Origin of the sequence: Trichocoleus sp. FACHB-90, assembly GCF_014695505.1 — a bacterium.
GTDB lineage: Bacteria > Cyanobacteriota > Cyanobacteriia > Cyanobacteriales > FACHB-T130 > Funiculus > Funiculus sociatus.
In genome coordinates, this window is record NZ_JACJOK010000009.1 from 101,237 (window position 1) to 119,490 (window position 18,254).

Here is an 18,254-nt window from a genome sequence, read left to right on the forward strand (position 1 = left end):
CAGCCTTCACAAATCAAACATAACTGCTACACCTTTCCTCTGCCTTCCATAAAACTCTGTAGTCCTCCTAAATCCAAAATAGCCATGACAGAAAACACAATTTCCAAACCAACGAGTCCGGAACTCGATATTAACCTCACCGACAAGCAAATTTCTGAACAAGCAACAATCCAAAGCTTTTTTAATTGTTACTTGCGGGAAACTTACGCCTTAAAGCAATACAAAATTGAGGAACCTCAAATTCATTCCCAGGCTCAGCCTGAGAATGAGTCTGAAAGGTGCTTGTACTGCAACCTACCTCATCAAGGTGTAAAAATAGTAGCTTACTTGCGCTACTTCTCCCCAACCGGACGGCATATATTTTCATTTCCCCTGTATTATCAACCAGGAGGCAAAAAAGAATTAATACAACTCGATTACATCACCTTAGTTGCTCTAATTGCTAAAGAACTGTCCCTAAGCAGCGGAAGCAACGGACATCAAGATGAACTGCTGCTGAGAACTATTCAAAGCTGTCGCAATATTGAACAATTTGTCCGAAATCGGCGGCGAGATGCTGAACTACTTTATGCCTTCAACAGTTCATTCATTGAAACTGAACAAGCTTTGGTTTTTGGACACCTGATGCACCCTACCCCAAAAAGCCGCCAAGGTTTTTCTGAGGACGAGTTGTTCGCTTATTCTCCGGAATTAAAAGGAAATTTTCCCCTACATTATTTCCGCGCTCATCGCTCAATTGTGCAGGAAGGTTCAGCTTTAGAACAAACAGCTACTAACTTAATCAAAGCTGAACTTTTGGCAGATGCGGCAATAGATGCAGAATTCAAAACAAAATACTGCGGTGAGGATGAATATACGCTGTTGCCAGTACATCCTTGGCAAGCTAATTTTATGATGCGTCAACCAGCAGTTCAAAAGTTATTAGAACGGGGATTGTTGGAAGATTTGAAACTACAGGGAAGAACTTATCTTCCTACTTCTTCAGTTCGCACAGTTTATCACCCTGATGCAGCTTTTATGCTGAAGCTGTCGCTGAATGTCAAGATTACTAACTCTTTGCGAACTAATTTGTATAAAGAATTAGAACGCAGTGTGGAAGTTTATCAAATTATGGCAAGTCAAATTGGAAAAGATTTGCGTCAAAACTTCCCCAATTTCAATATTATCCGCGATCCCGCTTATATCACCTTGAAAATAGACGGGGAACCCGCAGATGGCTTTGCTACAATTTTGCGAGAAAATCCTTTTCAAGCAAATCCCGCCACTGACGCAACTTGTTTAATAGCACTGTGTCAAGATTCTATTTTTGGCGATGGTTCGCGACTAGCTCAAATTATTCGTCAACTGGCAAAACAAGAACAACGTTATACATCTGACATCAGCCTTGATTGGTTCCGCCGCTATTTAAAAATTTCCTTAGAGCCGATTCTTTGGCTTTATTTCACTTATGGCATTGGGGTAGAAGCTCATCAACAAAATAGTGTCTTGCAGTTACAAGATGGCTACCCTTACCGTTTCTTTTACCGGGATAACCAAGGCTATTACTATCGACAATCATTTCATCAAAAGTTGGATTCTTTTATTCCGGGAATTGGCGAAAAGAGCCAGACTTTCTGTGAGGATGCGGTGATTGATGAAAGACTAGGTTACTACTTGTTCATGAACAATATTTTAGGGATAGTTAATGCTTTTGGTGTTGCTGAACTGGTAGATGAAAACTTGCTATTATCAGAGTTGCGAACAGCCTTAGAAAAGCAAACCCTCTTAGAACAAGGCTGCTCTAATCTGCTGCCTAATCTGCTGTCTCAACCGCAATTGCGTTGTAAGGGAAATCTGCTCACCCGCTTTCATGACATGGATGAACTTGTAGGCTCAGTAGCCACACAATCGGTCTATGTTACTATCGACAATTCGCTGTATGTTGGTAACGGAGGTGTCCATGTCGCTCACTAATCAACAAGTTGAACGAGGATATGTTTACCAGAAGTTTAACTCAAAGATTAAAAAAGAGATTGCTTTTCGTCCAGTAATTCTGGAAAAAGATTTGCTACGCATCCACAATTGGATGAATCAACCCCATGTTATCCCTTTTTGGAACTTGGCGCTGTCTGTAGAACAGATGCGATCGCATTTACAAAAAGCGCTCCTCGATTCGCACCAAACCCTCTACATCGGCTTAATAAACAAAGTGCCGATGAGTTACTGGGAAGCTTACTCGGTACCAGATGATATCGTTGCTAACTGCTATCAATTTCATCCTGCGGATAGAGGCATTCACTTGTTGATTGGCGATCCAGATTTCATTGGCAAAGGCTATGCTCTGCCAATGTTGCAGGCAATGACTGAATTTCAGTTTCAGAATTCAGCAACTCAGAAAATTATTGCCGAACCAGACAGTCGCAATCACAAAATGATTCATGTGTTTGAACGCTGTGGCTTTGAGTTTCAAAAAGAAATTGATTTACCCGAAAAAAAAGCGGCTTTGATGTTCTGCCATCGGGAAAATTTTATGAGGAAGTGGGGATGATGTCTGACGAAATTTACGACATTTTAGGTGTGGGAATTGGCCCCTTTAATTTAGGGTTAGCGGCACTATTGTCACCAGTAGCTGAAGTTAAAGCCGTATTCCTAGAACAGAAACCTGAATTTTTGTGGCACTCAGGTTTATTGATAGAGGGAGCCACCATTCAAGTTTCCTTTTTGGCTGATTTGGTGACAATGGCAGATCCCAGCAGCAGTTTCAGTTTTCTCAACTACTTACGCGCTCAATCTCGCCTTTATCACTTCTATATTTTGGAGCGATTTCAAATACCGCGCCGGGAGTACAATCATTACTGTCAGTGGGTGGCTAGTCAGTTACCAAGCTGTCGTTTTGGTCAGCGAGTAGAAGCGGTTGCTTGGAAAGGTTCGCAGTCAGAAGGTTATTTTGAAGTTCAATCGCGAGATGTAGAATCTAATCAGATTTCTACCTATAAAACACGGAATCTTGTGCTAGGAGTTGGCAGCGTTCCACAAGTTCCGCAATGCTTTCAAAACTTGTTGCCATCAGACGATATTTTCCATTCTGCGGAATTTTTGCATCGACGCGATCGCTGTCGTCACGCCAAATCTATCACCGTACTTGGATCGGGTCAAAGTGCAGCCGAAGTCTTCTACGAACTATTGCAAGAACAGGAAACTTACGGCTATCGCCTGGAGTGGCATACCCGTTCTCAGAGTTTCATGCCAATGGAATATTCCAAACTGGCACTAGAGCATTTTTCGCCGGATTACATCCAATATTTCTATCACCTGTCGCCAGAGAAGCGATCGCAAGTTTTTTCCCAGCAATCTCTACTTTACAAGGGGATTAGCGTAGAAACGATTGTCAAGATTTACGATTTGTTGTACGAACGTTCTGTCGCCGCCAAGCACCCCGATGTCAGGCTGCTTCCTCTCGTAGAAGCGAAGGAAGTTGCAAAGGTAAAAACGCCAGCAGGTAGCCGCTATCAAATTGGCTATCGACACCAACAACAAGAGGAACGCTTTAACCATGAAACTGAGTGCGTCGTTCTTGCTACTGGCTATCACCATGCCATTCCTAAATGTATCGCTGGACTAAAAGATTTAATTCAGTGGGATACTCAGGGACGTTATGGAATGGGTTTGGATTACCGTTTGGCCTTAAATCAAGAAATTCCCGGTTCAATTTTTGTCCAAAACGGTGAGTTACATTCTCACGGAGTTGGCGCACCGGATTTAGGCTTAGGTGCATACCGTAACTCGGTAATTATCAATACTTTGATGAAACAAACTGTGTACCCCGTACATAGCCGAAATGTGTTTCAGCAATTTGGTGTTGCCTCATGAAGAAACCTTTTGCCAAAATTCCTAAGCAATCCTAACTCATCTATGAAATACTGTCTATTCTCTTTCTTGGCGTCCTCTGCGCCTCTGCGATTCGTTAAAAAAAGTAGCTTTCACCAATTAAATAGGATGGCTATAAAACGAGGCGTTGCTTGTTTCATGGTGAGAATTTTTTCAGCGTGTATCAATTTGCTAGAGGAACGAACCGCAGAGACTCAGAGAACCCAGAGGAAAGATTTTAGAATTGCCTGCAACTTCTCTACCAGAATCAAACAATCTTGTTTCAGCGGAACTCAGGGGTATGAATATGTTTGACTTTTTCAATAAGTCTAAACATCAGTCTAACTTTATAATTTGGACACTCTTTACCTGCGTGTTCATAGCCTGGTTTACAGAGGTTTTGCTATCGCCTTTTTATCCCCAATTTTTTCGCAAAGTTTTTGGGGTTGAGGATTTGGCATACACTGGGTATTACATTTTTGTTTGTCGCCTCGCTGTGGTTTTGGCTTCTCCTTTGTGGGGATTGTTAGCACGATGGTTTGAAGTCAAACATCTTTTGTATGTCGGACAAGCTGGAACTGCTGTGATGACTGCGCTTATGGCAACTGCTACTAACGCAGATCAATTTCTTTTTTACACAGTTCTATTACTGCTTTTTAAAAGTAGTTATCTGCTAGTTTACACGCTAATTATTCAGCTGGCAGGTGAGGAAAAAAGAGCGAGTGTAGCAGGGACTTATCAAGCAGTTTCTCATGGTGCAATTATTGCGGCGACAATCGCTGGTGCTTGGATGCTCGACTTGGAAGCACCTTTGCATTTATTTTATTGGGTAGCGGTGACAGATGTCTTTCAACTTGGTTTGTGTATATACCTGTTGAAAGAAACTGCTACGCCGCCGCAGGTTGCTATCAAGTCAGAAAAGCCTTCAGTTGGGGTAAATAAAATAAGTTTCATTTTGGCAATTGGGATGGTGATTCTTACCTTCCAGTTGGCGAATAATTTGGTACGTCCTTACTTTACTGAATACGCCATCGATAGCGATCGCTTTGGTGTCAGCTTGATGACAAGCAGTTTTCTATTTCTGATTCCAAGTGTAATGGCGATCGCTGCCTTGCCTTACATCCGTTCCGCTTGTAAACCACAACGTCTCAAACAAGTTTACTGCCTCGGTATGGTGCTGCTGGTGGTGAGTTTATACCTGCAAGGCGGGACAAATTCGCTGTTACTACTCATAATCGGACGCGCTTTGTATGGATTTTATCTCGCCGTAACTGAAACCGCTTTAGAACTGAAATTATTTAGCAACAGCAGCGAGAATGCCATCCATTTAAACTACAGCCTCGCCTCATCCTTCGCCAATGTCGGTCGCTTGGGTGCGCCGCTAGCTGCTTCGTGGCTTGTTAGTGGCTACAGTTTGGCGGCACCTTTTCTCGCCGCTGCCAGCATTTGCATCATTAATTTGCTCTTTGCTCGTTTCACTATTTTTCAGAATGCTACTGCCAAGGTAGCGCATCCTTTACCAATTCCTAAAAAATAAGTTTGCTGATAACGATGAATCACCGAGAAATTCTTAACCGTGCATTACAACCTCAACGCTGGCAACTTGTTTGTAAAACGCTGCTGGCAAAGATGATTTCTGAGTTTATGTATGAAGAAATTATCACTCCCGAAATTATTGAGAAACACGAAAACCACGCCCTTTATCAACTCTCGCTTCCTCAAGGTATAATCTACCGATTTGAGGCAAAACATCGCCTATTTAACAGTTACCGCGCTATCCCCGACTCGATGCAACGCTGGGATTCGGACTGGTTGCCTGCTACTAACCCATTTCAATTTATTCTAGATATTTCCGAAACAATAGGCATGAGCGCTATAACTACAGCGCATTTTCTGAAAGAAATTAGTAATACTCTGCTTGCAGATGCTCACATTCATGCAGATAAGGAAAGGCGAAAAACCAATTTACTAGATTTAGATTACGCTCATTTGGAAGGGGAAATGGAGGGACATCCCTGGATTACTTTCAATAAAGGACGGATTGGCTTTAATTACAACGATTACTTAGCTTATGCACCAGAACGGAAACAGGAAGTTTCTTTTTTGTGGATTGCAGTAAGTCAAGATAGAGCCAAGTTTAATGCAGTTAGCAGTCTTGATTACTCAAATTTGATAAAACAGGAATTGGGTGACAAGACATTAGCTGAATTTCAAAGTTTGTTAACTTTGCAAGGAGTTAATCCAGAAAACTACTACTTTATTCCCGTGCATGAGTGGCAATGGAAAAATAACTTAGTTTCGATGTTTGCCGAGGACATAGCCATTGGTGCAATTATACCTTTAGATATTAGTCAAGACCGCTACTTACCGCAGCAATCTATCCGGACTTTTCTCAATATCAGCCATTCTCAAAAACGCAATGTCAAATTACCTATAAGCATTTTAAATACATCTGTCTATCGGGGTTTGCCTGGAGCAGTGTTGGCTCCTTATATGACGGAATGGCTGAAAGAAATATGCGATAAAGATGCTTTTTTGCGGGATGAATGTCGCCTGATTCTTATTGGAGAAGTTGCTGGAGTCCAATACTTTCATCCCTACTACATGAACTTAGCTGGAGCGCCTTATCAGTACCGAGAAATGCTGGCGTGTATCTGGCGAGAAAGTCTTTTTTCCTTTACTGAACCGGAGGAAAAACCGATAACTTTAGCTTCCCTGGTACATATTGATAATAACGATCAACTTTTCATTTCCCAACTTGTAGCGCAATCTGGTTTAAGTTTAGAAACTTGGTTAGAACGTTTGTTCAGCGTAATTTTACCGCCGTTATTGCATTACCTATACCGCTATGGTACAGTGTTCTCTCCTCACGGTGAAAACGTCATTTTGGTGCTGAAAGATAATGTTCCTCATCGTCTGGCAATCAAGGATTTTTTAGATGATGTGAATATTAGCAATCATCCATTTTCCGAATTGGAGTCTTTTCCCGCAGCGATTAAGCAATTCTTCCCTGGGGAACCATCTGAAAAGCTGTGTCAGTACATTTGGGCAGGTTTATTTATCTGCCATTTCCGCTACTTATCGGATTTGTTAGAAACCCATCATCACTATCCTGAAAGTAGTTTTTGGAAACAAGTAAGACAAGCAATTTTAAATTATCAATCTCGCTTTCCAGAAATGCGATCGCGTTTTGATATGTTTGATTTACTCACGCCAAGTTTTACCAAACTTTGCCTCAACCGGAACCGCTTACTTACTCAAGGTTATGCAGACGAAAGCACCAATCGACCCGCCACTGCTGCGTTTGGAAAAGTTAGCAATGCTTTGCATGAAGTGGCTGATATCCCTATGTCCTAGCGGCTCCAATATCGTTCAGTTGAAAATGATTAGTAGCTTGGGTTGAGGTGAAGGAACCCAACAAATGCTCGTGTTGTGTTAGGTTTCGCCGATCAACCCAAGCTACTCAGGAAGAGATTTTTTATCTAATTGCAACTTCAAGCTTTTGAATGAGGAAACACTGTGAAATCGCGTCAATTATTTGATTCCCTGTTGATAACTAGCGTCGCTTCTTTGGTAGCTGTTCAGCAAGTTCGAGCTGATGTTGTACAAGTTACAGGTGTGCGACTCAACCCCACACCAAATGGTTTGGAAGTTATCTTAGAAACTTCCAATGGTACCCAATCTCAATCCTTCACTGGTCGCTATGGCAACACATTTTTTGCTGATGTCATCAACACCAGGTTAAGATTAACCGACGGAGAAACTTTTCGCGCTAACAACCCTACAAATGATATTGAATCAGTAACTGTTTCTCGCCTAGATGCTAACAGTATCCGCATCAAAGTTATCGGTAAAGAGGGAATTCCTACAGCACAGCTAGCTCAAAACAACCAAAGGCTAGTTTTCCGGTTGACGGCACCTGAAGCTACAGCTGTTGCCGAACCATCTCGATTGCCGTCGCGGGAAACTCCCACAACAGGCGCTGCACCTTCAACGGAAACTCCCACAACACCCCCAGGCGCTGCACCTTCAACGGAAACTCCGACCACAGGCACTGCACCTTCAACGGGAACTGCTACAACACCCCCAGACGCTGCACCTTCAACGGAAACTCCGGCTACTGAACCGGGAACTACTCCACCTGCTCCCAGTGGGCCGGGTGCTTCATCACCAGCGATACCACCACAAAGCGGTCAAACACTGCCTGAGAGAGTCATTGTCTCCGTTACGCGCACGGACGAAGAACTATCTAATGTGCCGCGTTCGATAACAGTTATTACCAGCGAACAACTCGAAGAACAAACCAGGGTAACGCGGGATTTAGGGGAAACTCTTAGTAAAGTAGTTCCCGGTTTGGCTCCCCCAACGCAAAGCGCCAGTTCATTTGGACAATCTCTGCGGGGACGCAATGTTTTAGTGTTGATTGATGGCGTTCCGCAGTCTACAAGTCGAAATGTTTTTCGGGATTTCGGAACGATAGATCCATCAGCAATAGAGCGAGTTGAAGTGCTGCGCGGGCCGACAGCAATTTACGGTGATGGAGCCACTGGCGGCGTTATTAATATTATCACCAGAAGACCGGGTGAAGAAAGGCTGACCTCAAGAACATCGATAGGATTTGATGCTTCTTTAACACACTTTGAGGAAAGTCTTGGTTACGATCTCCAGCATTCCATTACTGGAAACGAAGGTATTTTTGATTTTGTCATCTCAGCTGCATTGGGGGGGACGGGTAGCTTTTTTGATGCTGAAGGCGATCGCATCCCTGCCGATCCTAACGGTCAAGGCGGTATTGCTGATGCCGAAACGATCAATATTTTAGGAAAGGTAGGGGTAAATTTTAGTGAAGATCAACGCTTGCAATTAACGTTTAATCACTTAAACGATAAACAAGCTAGCGATTTTAGCAGTGATACAATTGTCGATCTACTGCCAGGTCGTCAAAAAGCCCGTGCATTAGAAGGACTCGATTTAGAGGACGGTCAAGGAACTGAGAATACACTGATCAATCTAGACTACTCTCATAACAACGTTTTCGGTAGTCAGGTTCAGGCTCAAGTTTATTATCGGAACTACCTAACGCGATTTTTCCCGTTTGATGTCAGAGGTTTTCAGAGTTTTGGCGACGCAATTATTCAGTCGCGAGTTGAGTCAGAAAAGTATGGCGGACGCTTACAAATTGACACTCCTTTATTTAATCAAGGAGCTGCCCGAATTTTATGGGGTCTGGACTACTTCAATGAAAATACATCTCAGCCTGTTTCCACGTTCAATGGAGATGCTTACGACGCTAGCCGAGGATTAGTTTACGAAAAAATAGGTGAGCGCATCTGGACTCCACCTCTGACACTGAGCAGTTTAGGTGTTTTTGCTCAGTTGACCTGGGATATAAGCGATCGCTTTATTTTGAATGGTGGAGTGCGTCACGAACGCGCTGGAGTCAGTGTTGATGATTTCACTACCTTAGCTGGTAACAACATTCAAGGCGGCGATCTCGACTTCAATGCAACTCTGTTTAATATTGGCGCAGTAGCCTTTTTAAACGACCAAGTAAATGTTTTTGCCAACTTCTCTCAAGGGTTTTCTTTAGCAGATATTGGGCTTAGACTCCGCAATGCACCCGCAGGATTTTCAGTAGAAACTTTACGTCCTGAACCGCAGAAAGTAAACAACTACGAAATCGGTGTGCGGGGAAATTGGCAGTCTGTCCAGGCTTCTTTAGCTGCTTTCTATAACGAGTCAGACTTAGGTACAACCTTTACAGCGCCTGGAACAGTGATTCGCGCTCCCGAACAAGTTTATGGAATTGAAGCAACCATTGATACACAGCTAGGCAAAGCATGGCAACTCGGTGGCACAATTACTTACGTGGAAGGTCAAATTGATGTTGACGAGGATGGAGAATACGAAGACCTCGATGGGTTCCGAATTCCACCCTTAAAACTGACAGCTTACATTCAACACCAGACAACACCTGGCTGGAGCAATCGTCTTCAGTTATTGTATTCTGGAAGTCGTGACGCGGAAGGTAGCGGTTTTGGCTTAAACGAGGTGGAGAGCTACTTGACAGTTGACTACATTAGCAGTATTAAAGTGGGGCCAGGTACTTTTAATATTGGCGTGGAAAACTTGTTTAACGCTCAGTATTTTCCAATAGTTTCTCAACTACAAACCGAGGATATAAGTTATTCTGCTGCCAGAGGTAGAACTTTGAGAGTTGGTTATTCTTTCACTTGGTAATACCAAGTGACCTCTTTTTAAGGAGCTTTGAGAACTGAGAGTAGGTTGGGTTTAGGAAGGAAATCCAACCTACAATTAATTTTAGGAGGTACTTTAATTGGTCATTCTTTCACTTGATAATACCAATTGAATCGTTACAAACAAAACCTGGGTTAGCAGGCGTTGTTTGCTCAAAGAGACTTTAGCCGTTCGGCGTTTTTACTAATAACAATGACCAATGACAATTGATGTTCACAACCTGAAAGTTTCTTACGGTGAAACGCTAATTGTTCCAGACCTTTCGATTGCACTTCCACACGGCGAGGTAACGGCGCTAATTGGCCCAAATGGTTCGGGAAAAAGTACCGTGTTGCGTACCTTAGCAAGGCTGTTGCAACCCATCAAAGGTGCGATTTACTTGAATGGTCGCAACATTGCCAAACTGGCGACGCGAGAATTTGCCCGTCAATTGGCGATGTTACCGCAGTCCCCAGATGTGCCAGATGGAGTCACCGTCTGGGAGTTGATTGGTTATGGTCGCTACCCGCACCAGAACCTGCTGGGAGGCTTATCTAACAAGGACATTGCAGCGATGCGATGGGCGATGGAAATTACTGGTCTAGAGCCTTTGGCGGAGCGTTCAGTAGATACGCTTTCCGGTGGCGAACGACAACGCGCTTGGATTGCACTAGCGCTGGCGCAGCAGACTCAGGTGTTGTTGTTAGATGAGCCTACCACTTTCCTCGATATCCGTCACCAGTTGGATGTTTTGTCGCTAGTGCGATCGCTTAATCGGGAACATGGAATTACTGTAGGATGGGTGCTGCATGACTTAAACCAAGCAGCTGCTTATAGCGATCGCCTGATCCTGCTTTCCCACGGTCAGGTAGTAGCAGCAGGTTCTCCAGATGAGGTGATGACAACAAGTACCATTCGGGAAGTTTTCGGCGTGGAAATGACTATTATCCCCCATCCGATTAGTGGGAGTCCCACTTGCTTACCGTGCAATTTAGGAATAATTTAAAATTAAAATTAGGAAATATTCCAGATGAATAGTTTTAGTAGACGACAATTTATAGCTACAGCAATTGCGTCTGCTTTAGTAGTTGCCTGTACTAGAAATCAAACAGAGACACAGGGAACGTCAGCAGCTCCTCAAGCCCAAATTCCCAATCTTAAATCCCCAGCTAAACGTATTGTGGCGCTGGAGTGGGTGTATGTTGAAGATTTGCTGGCACTAAACATTCAGCCTGTTGGAGTAGCCGATATTAGCGAGTACAAAAAATATGTGGATATTCAGCCGAAGCTGGCAGAAAATGTAGTTGATGTAGGCACCCGCCAAGAGCCGAGTTTAGAAGCGATCGCTAAACTGGAACCAGATTTAATTATTGGCATAAAGTTACGACACGAATCTATCTACAACAACCTATCTTCAATTGCCCCAACACTACTATTTAATCCCTATCCAGCAGCAAATGAACTTAGCCAGTTAGAAGAAATGCAGCAAACATTTATAAAAATTGCTGAAACCGTGAACCGTCGAGAAGCAGGCGTTGCAGTGCTTCAGCAAATGCAGGAAACTTTTAAAACTGCGGCTGAACAATTGCGTTCAACTGGTGCAAGTAGTTCATTTATACTGGGGCAATTTTTACCCGAACTGCGCCTATTTACCGAAAATGCAATGGCAGTAGAAATTTTAGAAAAAATTGGGTTAGAAAATGCCTGGAAAGGTAAATTTGATAGTTTTGGTTTCAACACAGTGGGACTGGAAGCACTGCCAGAAGTAGAGCAGGCAAACTTCCTTTATATGGCTGAAAATAATCAAATTCCCTGGCAAAATAATCCGGTTTGGAAAGGATTAAACTTTGTTAAGGAAAATCGAGTTTATCCAATTGGAGAAGATACCTGGTTTTTTGGTGGCCCTTTGTCAGCACAGGTACTCGTAGAAAAAGTTGTGGCAGCTTTAACCAAGAAGCGATGAAAATACCACCAGAAAAAGGCGCAAAGCCAAAAGACCAAATAAATTTATTTGGTCTTACTTTTGGCTTTTTACTTCTCCTGCTACTTTTCTTTATCCACATCACCCAAGGACAAGCGGGGCTTGATGTCGCCACAGTGGTAAAAGCAATTTTCTCCCCGGATGACAGTGCTGCTGATAATATAGTGCGCTACGTGCGACTACCCCGCGCCAGTATTGGCATTATTGCAGGTGCTGCACTGGGGATAGCGGGAGTTTTGTTGCAGACGGTGACTCGGAATCCGCTATCATCGCCAGCAACTTTAGGAATCAATGCTGGTGCATACTTGGCTGTAACCGTTACCGCAATCTTTGTTCCGGGGCTATTTGCATGGTCGCCCGTGCTGGTGGCGTTTGCTGGGGGAATGCTGGCAGCAATCTTAGTTTATGCGATCGCAGGTCTGCAAGTTACGCCAATTCGACTTACTCTGGCTGGTGTCGCTGTTTCTTTGGCTCTTGCTGCTTTTACCGCCGCATTACAGCTATTTTACGAAAACGAAACCGCTGGCTTGTTTTTCTGGGGGGCTGGTTCCCTAGTGCAAACAAACTGGAGTGGAACTACTTATGCTTTGCCACAGGTAGCGATTGGCGTAATTTTGGCAATGCTGATGGCAAAGTCGTTGGATGTGCTGTTGCTGGGAGATGAAGTAGCGCGATCGCTTGGTTCTAGAGTACAGTTAACGCGCTTGTTCGGTACGTTAGTCGCCGTCTTCTTAGCAGCTGTAGCAGTGAGTGTAGTTGGGCCAATTAGTTTTGTTGGCTTAGTCGCACCTCACTTAGTCCGACTGATGGGATGTCGCCAGCACCAGCTATTACTCCCAGGTGCAGCCTTCTGGGGCGCAATTATTCTGGTTGGTGCCGATATTGTAGCTCAAGCTTTAACCACAAATCTCAGCGAACTACCAGCAGGTAGCGTTACAGCTTTGATTGGCGCACCATTTCTAATTTGGCTAGCTCGTTCCTCAAGTCGCACGAGTGGCAGCACCAGGGAGAATACTGCTCCTTTACTCCCGACGATAAAATCCCGCTACATCCTGCTTTTGTGCTTTCTGACTTTGTTGCTCCTAATCTCCCTAGTAGCTGGTTTATTGTTCGGCGGTATTTCTCTAACTTTGCCTCAAATCATCGACACCTTCTTGGGCAGCGGTACTGCCCTTTCTCAACGAGTAATATTTAGCCTGCGTTTGCCGCGTCTGCTGGTGGCGGTGCTGGCGGGAGCGTCCCTTGCTGCTAGCGGTTTGCTATTGCAGGGGGTAGTAAGGAATCCTCTGGCTGGCCCGGAAATCGTTGGAATTACTTCTGGCGCTGGGCTTGGGGCTTTGCTCATCTTGGTTTTGCTGCCAAATGCGCCCGTCGAAGTAGTGCCGATAGCAGCCTTCATTGGCGCTTTTGCTGCCTTCGGAGTCGTCTATTTAGCGTCTTGGCAGGGCGGGATTTCCCCATCACGGCTTGCCCTAGTTGGGATTGCGGTTTCGGCTTTCTGTGCTGCCGGAACAAATATATTGGTGGTAATGGCAAAGCTGCGGGTGGCACAAGCCCTAGTCTGGCTTGCTGGTAGCACTTATGCCCGCGACTGGGATGAGTTGTGGCGACTGATGGCTTTTCCAGTGATTTTGCTGCCGCTTTCCTGGTTTTTGGTTCGCTGGCTGGATTTGATGGCTTTGGGGGAAGACTTCCCGCGCACTCTCGGTATGCGGCTGCAACAGGCTCGTGGGATTTCAGTTGCGATCGCAGTTGCCCTCGCCGCCGCCGCCGTCTCCACAGTCGGTACAATTAGTTTTGTCGGGCTAATCGCTCCTCACGCCGCACGTCTTCTCATCGGTCATCGTCACCGCCAGCTGTTGCCTGTGGCAGCAATATTGGGAGCCATCCTGGTGACAGTAGCCGATACCGTTGGGCGTGTCGCCCTCGCCCCTAAAGAAATTCCCTCCGGTTTGGTTACGGCGATGATTGGTACGCCTTATTTTCTTTGGCTGCTCATCCCACGTGCGAAGGCGAAGTAATGAAGTAATGGGGACTGGGTAAGACTTTTTCCCTATTCCCAATTAACTGCGTTTTTTCTGAAGTTCGGTTACTAATTTCTCTAGTTTGTTGATGCGCTGCTTGAGTTCAACTACTAAAGTAGCGAGTCGGTCAAACATCGGATCGGATGAACGTGTTGTTCTGTTGACTCTAGAAGGAACGCTCGGCGGCCTACTTGCTCCCGACTGTTGCAGAGCATCTACTTGCGCGTCTAGCTGGGTGATAAGCGATCGCATTTGATAGTTTTCTGCTTCCAGTCTAGAGATGCGTGATTCCAGGTAAGATGTCCCCTGCGCCAGCGTCAAACGAGGCATAATGACAACTATCAAAATCAAACTGAGGCAAAACAACGCTATTTTCTTGACCATAATTTACGCTCCCAGCCCCGAAAGCTGCTATCAGCTGAGGTTAGCATCAGTTACATCAAATCAACTCCGTCTTGGGGAAAGCAAATTTTCCTGTTTTGCTGTATACCCAAGATAGTGATCGCATCCCAAACTACAATTTAATTGATTTGTTAATCCAGTTCCTGGTAGCGAGGAGAAGGAAAAATTCTTTTTCGATAGCCCCTTATATTCTTCCAAAAGCAGACTTATAGGGTTAAAATTTAGTGATATTCTTGGATTTTTCAGATTTAATCATCTCAACCTCTGCAACTGTGTCTTCGCCATCAGTTCTAGGGTGTGAGCATATTTCTATTGAAATAGCCCCAAATTCTTACTCAGTCTTGTGAAGAAGTAGCCTGGGGCTTAAACCCCAGGCGGTTAATACGACTGGTACAAAATGTGGATTACAACTACCTACTGAAACTTCAAGTTGTGTACTCGGCGTTAATCTTCACGTAGTCATAACTTAAGTCGCAACCCCAAGCTTTACCAGAACCAGAACCAGAACCGATACTGACGGAGATTAAAACGGTGTCTTCTTTAAGATAAGCACCTGCTGCTGCTGCTTTTAAATATGCACTCGCCGCCGCACGATCAAATGGCAGAGGTTGACCATTTTCCATTAACAAGAAATCTCCAAGTTGAATGCGGAGATTTTCTTGATCGAATATTACGCCAGCACGTCCAGCAGCAGCGGCAATTCGTCCCCAGTTGGGATCGCGCCCAAAAATTGCTGACTTAACTAAAGATGAACCGACAATGGTTTTGGCAACTTGACGCGCATCTTTGTCATCGTGCGCCCCTGTAACTTGCACTTCAATTAAGCAGGTGGCACCTTCGCCGTCACGCGCGATCGCTTTCGCTAAATATTGACACACTTGGGTCAGCATTGCTTCCAACTTTTCGGCTTCTGCACCCATTTCGGTAATCGCTGGGGTGCGAGACTGACCATTCGCTAGAGCAATCAGAGTATCGTTGGTACTGGTATCGCCATCTACAGTAATTTGGTTGAAACTTTGATCGGCGGCGCGACTGAGCATTTTCTGCCACAGGGAAGGCGCAACCGCAGCATCGCAAGTTACAAAGGATAACAATGTCGCCATGTTCGGATGAATCATGCCCGAACCTTTGGAAATGCCGCCGATTCGCACCGGGCGATCGCCTATAGTTGTTTCCAGAGCAATAGATTTGGGTACTAAGTCAGTTGTACAGATGGCTTTTGCAGCTGCGTCGCCTCCATCTTCGGATGCTGCTGCGACTAGCTGAGGAATTGCCGCCTTCAGTGCATCCATTTTAATTCGTTGTCCAATCACCCCTGTGGATGCCAGCAAGACAGTATCCGAGGGAATATTCAACACTTGAGCCAACATCTGGGCGCTTTCGATGGCATCGATCCAGCCTTGAGCGCCTGTGGCGGCATTGGCTTGTCCGGCGTTGCAGAGAATGGCCCTGGCACCGTGCTTAGCTTGCAGAAGCTGGCGGCAATAGTCTACGGGCGCAGCGCGGACAACAGAGGTGGTGAAGACACCAGCTGCGATCGCTTCCACTTCTGAATAAATTAACGCCAAATCTGGTAAACCTGATGGTTTCAGTCCTGCTACTATCCCCGCCGCCCGATATCCTCTGGGAGCCGTCACACCACCTGATATTTCTTGCCAGCCTGCCATCATTCTTTCCTCAAGCCTGGTTGAAAGCAGATTATACCAAGCTGTCACAGGTCATTGGTCATTAATTAATGACATCGCTTAACCTCTGGCCAATCCCTCTCTACCTCTGGCTCAACCTATCCTATACGGACACGGAAAAGGAAGATTTTTTTATGGGATGGCTTTTATTCCCCTTCCCGGAGTAGGGTGGCGGGGTTAACTGGTTAGGTCGGTCTAATCGCAGAAGTATTGACAAGTGGCAACAAAAAAAAAGGAGAGTCACTTGGGCGACTCTCCCGATCATCAGGGTGCATCTACTAAACAAAATATAGCAGTTGGGGGTGAGGGGTGTCACCCCCTATTTTGTTTTTTTGGTAAATTTTTCTGATTTTTTGTGAAGCAGAGACAATTGAAAGTTCTCTTACATCAGCAGCCAAAGGGATTGCAGCTATTTGTGACAAATTACAATGTCAATCGAGAATAGCAACGTGAAAAACGCGATCGCCCGTTGCACATCCGTTACATGGTGCAATATTCCCATTACAATTAACCCCTCCCGTGGACGGGGAGGGGTAGGGGTAGGGTTTAACTGTTCAACTTCTGTTGGATCAACTGGTTCGTCACTTTAGGATCTGCACGTCCGCCAGTTTGCTTCATCACCTGTCCGACAAAGAAACCAAGTAGCTTGGTTTTACCGCTGCGATACTGTTCTAGTTCTTTGGGACTTGCTGCTATAACAGCATCGATGATTTTTTCAAGTTCGCCAGTGTCGGAGATTTGCACTAGGCCTTTGCTTTCCACCAGTGCTTTCGCAGAACCGCCGTTAGTGAGTAGTTCTGGCAGAATTTCTTTGGCGATTTTGCCGCTGATGGTGCCATCTTCAATTAAGGAGATGAGTTCAGCTAGATTTTCCGGTTTCAGGGCAATTTCGGTGATGCTGAGTTTATTGTTGTTGATGTAGGCTGTGATGTCGCCCATCACCCAGTTAGCAGCTTGCTTGGGATTAGCTTTATGCTCAACAGCGGCTTCAAAATATTCTGCCACTGTGCGGTCTTCGGTGAGGACGCGGGTATCATAGGGAGATAAACCCAATTCGCTTTCATAGCGATCGCGTTTTTTGGCTGGCAGTTCCGGAAGTTGTGACTTCCACTGTTCCAGTTGTTCTGGGGAAACTTGGATAGGTGCCAAATCGGGTTCTGGGAAGTAGCGGTAATCGCTAGAGCCTTCCTTACTCCGCATACTAATAGTGCGTTGAGAGCCTTCTTCCCACAACCGCGTTTCTTGGGCAATTCTTTCGCCCGATTCGATGGCTTGAATTTGGCGGTCGATTTCGTACTCTATCGCCCTTTGAATGGCGTTAAAGGAGTTCATGTTCTTGATTTCGACTTTCGTGCCAAATTTTTCCTGACCAACTGGACGCACGGAGATATTCACGTCGCAGCGCAGGGAACCTTCTTGCATATTACCGTCGCTCACGCCAAGATAACGGAGAATCCGACGCAGTTCTTGGGCGTATTCTGCCGCTTCAACTCCCGAACGCATATCGGGTTCTGAGACAATTTCTACTAGAGGAACGCCTGTGCGGTTGTAGTCTACCAGGGAGTAGGTGGAACCTGAGAGTCGTTCGCTACCTGCGTGAACCAATTTCCCCGCATCTTCTTCCATGTGCAGGCGGGTGATGCCGATTTTTTTGCGAATCGGTTTCCCTTCCCCATCAGTTAACTCTATCTCTAGATAACCGTGTTCAGCGATGGGCAAGTCGTACTGGGAAATCTGATAGTTTTTCGGTAGGTCGGGATAAAAATATTGCTTGCGGTCAAATTTGCTGTAGGGAGCGATGCAAGAGTTGAGAGCCAGTCCAGCTTTGACTGCGTACTCTAGCACCTTTTGATCCAGCACTGGCAATACCCCAGGCATTCCCATACATACCGGACAGACATTCTGATTCGGTGTTGCACCAAATTCGGTGGAGCAATTGCAGAATATCTTGGTTTGGGTACTCAGTTGACAATGGGTTTCCAGACCGATGATGGCTTCGTATTGAGTTTTTACCGGAGCAGCAGTCGTCATAGTAGCTCTTTAAGCGATCGCAACTTTTGCAACTATATTTGCTCTATT

12 protein-coding genes are annotated in these 18,254 nt (G+C 45.1%); 9 read left to right on the forward strand and 3 right to left on the reverse strand.

What is annotated here, in order from left to right; genetic code table 11:
- The first annotated feature begins 84 nt into the window (after window positions 1-84).
- The 9 genes from H6F74_RS02265 to H6F74_RS02305 all read left to right on the forward strand — a co-directional run bounded on the left by H6F74_RS02265 (window position 85) and on the right by H6F74_RS02305 (window position 14,085).
- Window positions 85-1,953 (forward strand): IucA/IucC family siderophore biosynthesis protein, encoded by a 1,869-nt coding sequence (locus H6F74_RS02265; protein WP_190435632.1) that lies wholly within the window; start codon window positions 85-87, stop codon window positions 1,951-1,953.
- On the forward strand, window positions 1,940-2,527 hold the full coding sequence (locus tag H6F74_RS02270) for a GNAT family N-acetyltransferase (RefSeq protein ID WP_190435636.1): 588 nt from the start codon (window positions 1,940-1,942) through the stop codon (window positions 2,525-2,527). Before H6F74_RS02265 ends, H6F74_RS02270 begins: the two co-directional genes overlap by 14 nt.
- Complete coding sequence (locus H6F74_RS02275) at window positions 2,524-3,849, forward strand: lysine N(6)-hydroxylase/L-ornithine N(5)-oxygenase family protein (protein WP_242021759.1); 1,326 nt, start codon at window positions 2,524-2,526, stop codon at window positions 3,847-3,849. The genes H6F74_RS02270 and H6F74_RS02275 overlap by 4 nt, the downstream gene beginning before the upstream one ends.
- 304 nt (window positions 3,850-4,153) lie before the next feature.
- Entirely contained in the window at window positions 4,154-5,383 is a 1,230-nt protein-coding gene (locus tag H6F74_RS02280; RefSeq protein WP_190435639.1) for an MFS transporter, read from the forward strand.
- Window positions 5,384-5,397: 14 nt separating this feature from the next.
- On the forward strand, window positions 5,398-7,203 hold the full coding sequence (locus tag H6F74_RS02285; protein WP_190435642.1) for an IucA/IucC family siderophore biosynthesis protein: 1,806 nt from the start codon (window positions 5,398-5,400) through the stop codon (window positions 7,201-7,203).
- A 162-nt stretch (window positions 7,204-7,365) separates the two neighbouring features.
- The gene (locus H6F74_RS02290) at window positions 7,366-10,086 is read left to right on the forward strand and encodes a TonB-dependent receptor (RefSeq protein WP_199300760.1); all 2,721 of its coding nucleotides are present in this window, start codon (window positions 7,366-7,368) and stop codon (window positions 10,084-10,086) included.
- A 217-nt stretch (window positions 10,087-10,303) separates the two neighbouring features.
- Window positions 10,304-11,089 carry an ABC transporter ATP-binding protein gene (locus H6F74_RS02295; protein WP_190435644.1) on the forward strand — a complete coding sequence of 262 codons (786 nt, stop codon included), beginning with the start codon at window positions 10,304-10,306 and terminating at the stop codon, window positions 11,087-11,089.
- Window positions 11,090-11,113: 24 nt separating this feature from the next.
- Window positions 11,114-12,046, forward strand: a complete 933-nt coding sequence (locus H6F74_RS02300; RefSeq protein ID WP_190435647.1) for an iron-siderophore ABC transporter substrate-binding protein — start codon at window positions 11,114-11,116, stop codon at window positions 12,044-12,046.
- Complete coding sequence (locus H6F74_RS02305) at window positions 12,043-14,085, forward strand: iron ABC transporter permease (RefSeq protein ID WP_190435650.1); 2,043 nt, start codon at window positions 12,043-12,045, stop codon at window positions 14,083-14,085. Before H6F74_RS02300 ends, H6F74_RS02305 begins: the two co-directional genes overlap by 4 nt.
- Window positions 14,086-14,127: 42 nt before the next feature.
- Here the strand turns inward: H6F74_RS02305 and H6F74_RS02310 are convergent, their stop codons facing one another.
- The 3 genes from H6F74_RS02310 to gatB all read right to left on the reverse strand — a co-directional run bounded on the left by H6F74_RS02310 (window position 14,128) and on the right by gatB (window position 18,206).
- Window positions 14,128-14,472, reverse strand: coding sequence for a hypothetical protein (locus H6F74_RS02310; RefSeq protein ID WP_190435652.1), 345 nt, complete (start codon window positions 14,470-14,472; stop codon window positions 14,128-14,130).
- 443 nt (window positions 14,473-14,915) lie between these two features.
- Window positions 14,916-16,157 carry a bifunctional ornithine acetyltransferase/N-acetylglutamate synthase gene (argJ, locus tag H6F74_RS02315; protein WP_190435728.1) on the reverse strand — a complete coding sequence of 414 codons (1,242 nt, stop codon included), beginning with the start codon at window positions 16,155-16,157 and terminating at the stop codon, window positions 14,916-14,918.
- Between the two features lie 564 nt (window positions 16,158-16,721).
- Window positions 16,722-18,206: an Asp-tRNA(Asn)/Glu-tRNA(Gln) amidotransferase subunit GatB gene (gene gatB, locus H6F74_RS02320; RefSeq protein WP_190435655.1), complete on the reverse strand. Its 1,485-nt coding sequence runs from the start codon at window positions 18,204-18,206 to the stop codon at window positions 16,722-16,724.
- Window positions 18,207-18,254: the final 48 nt, after the last annotated feature.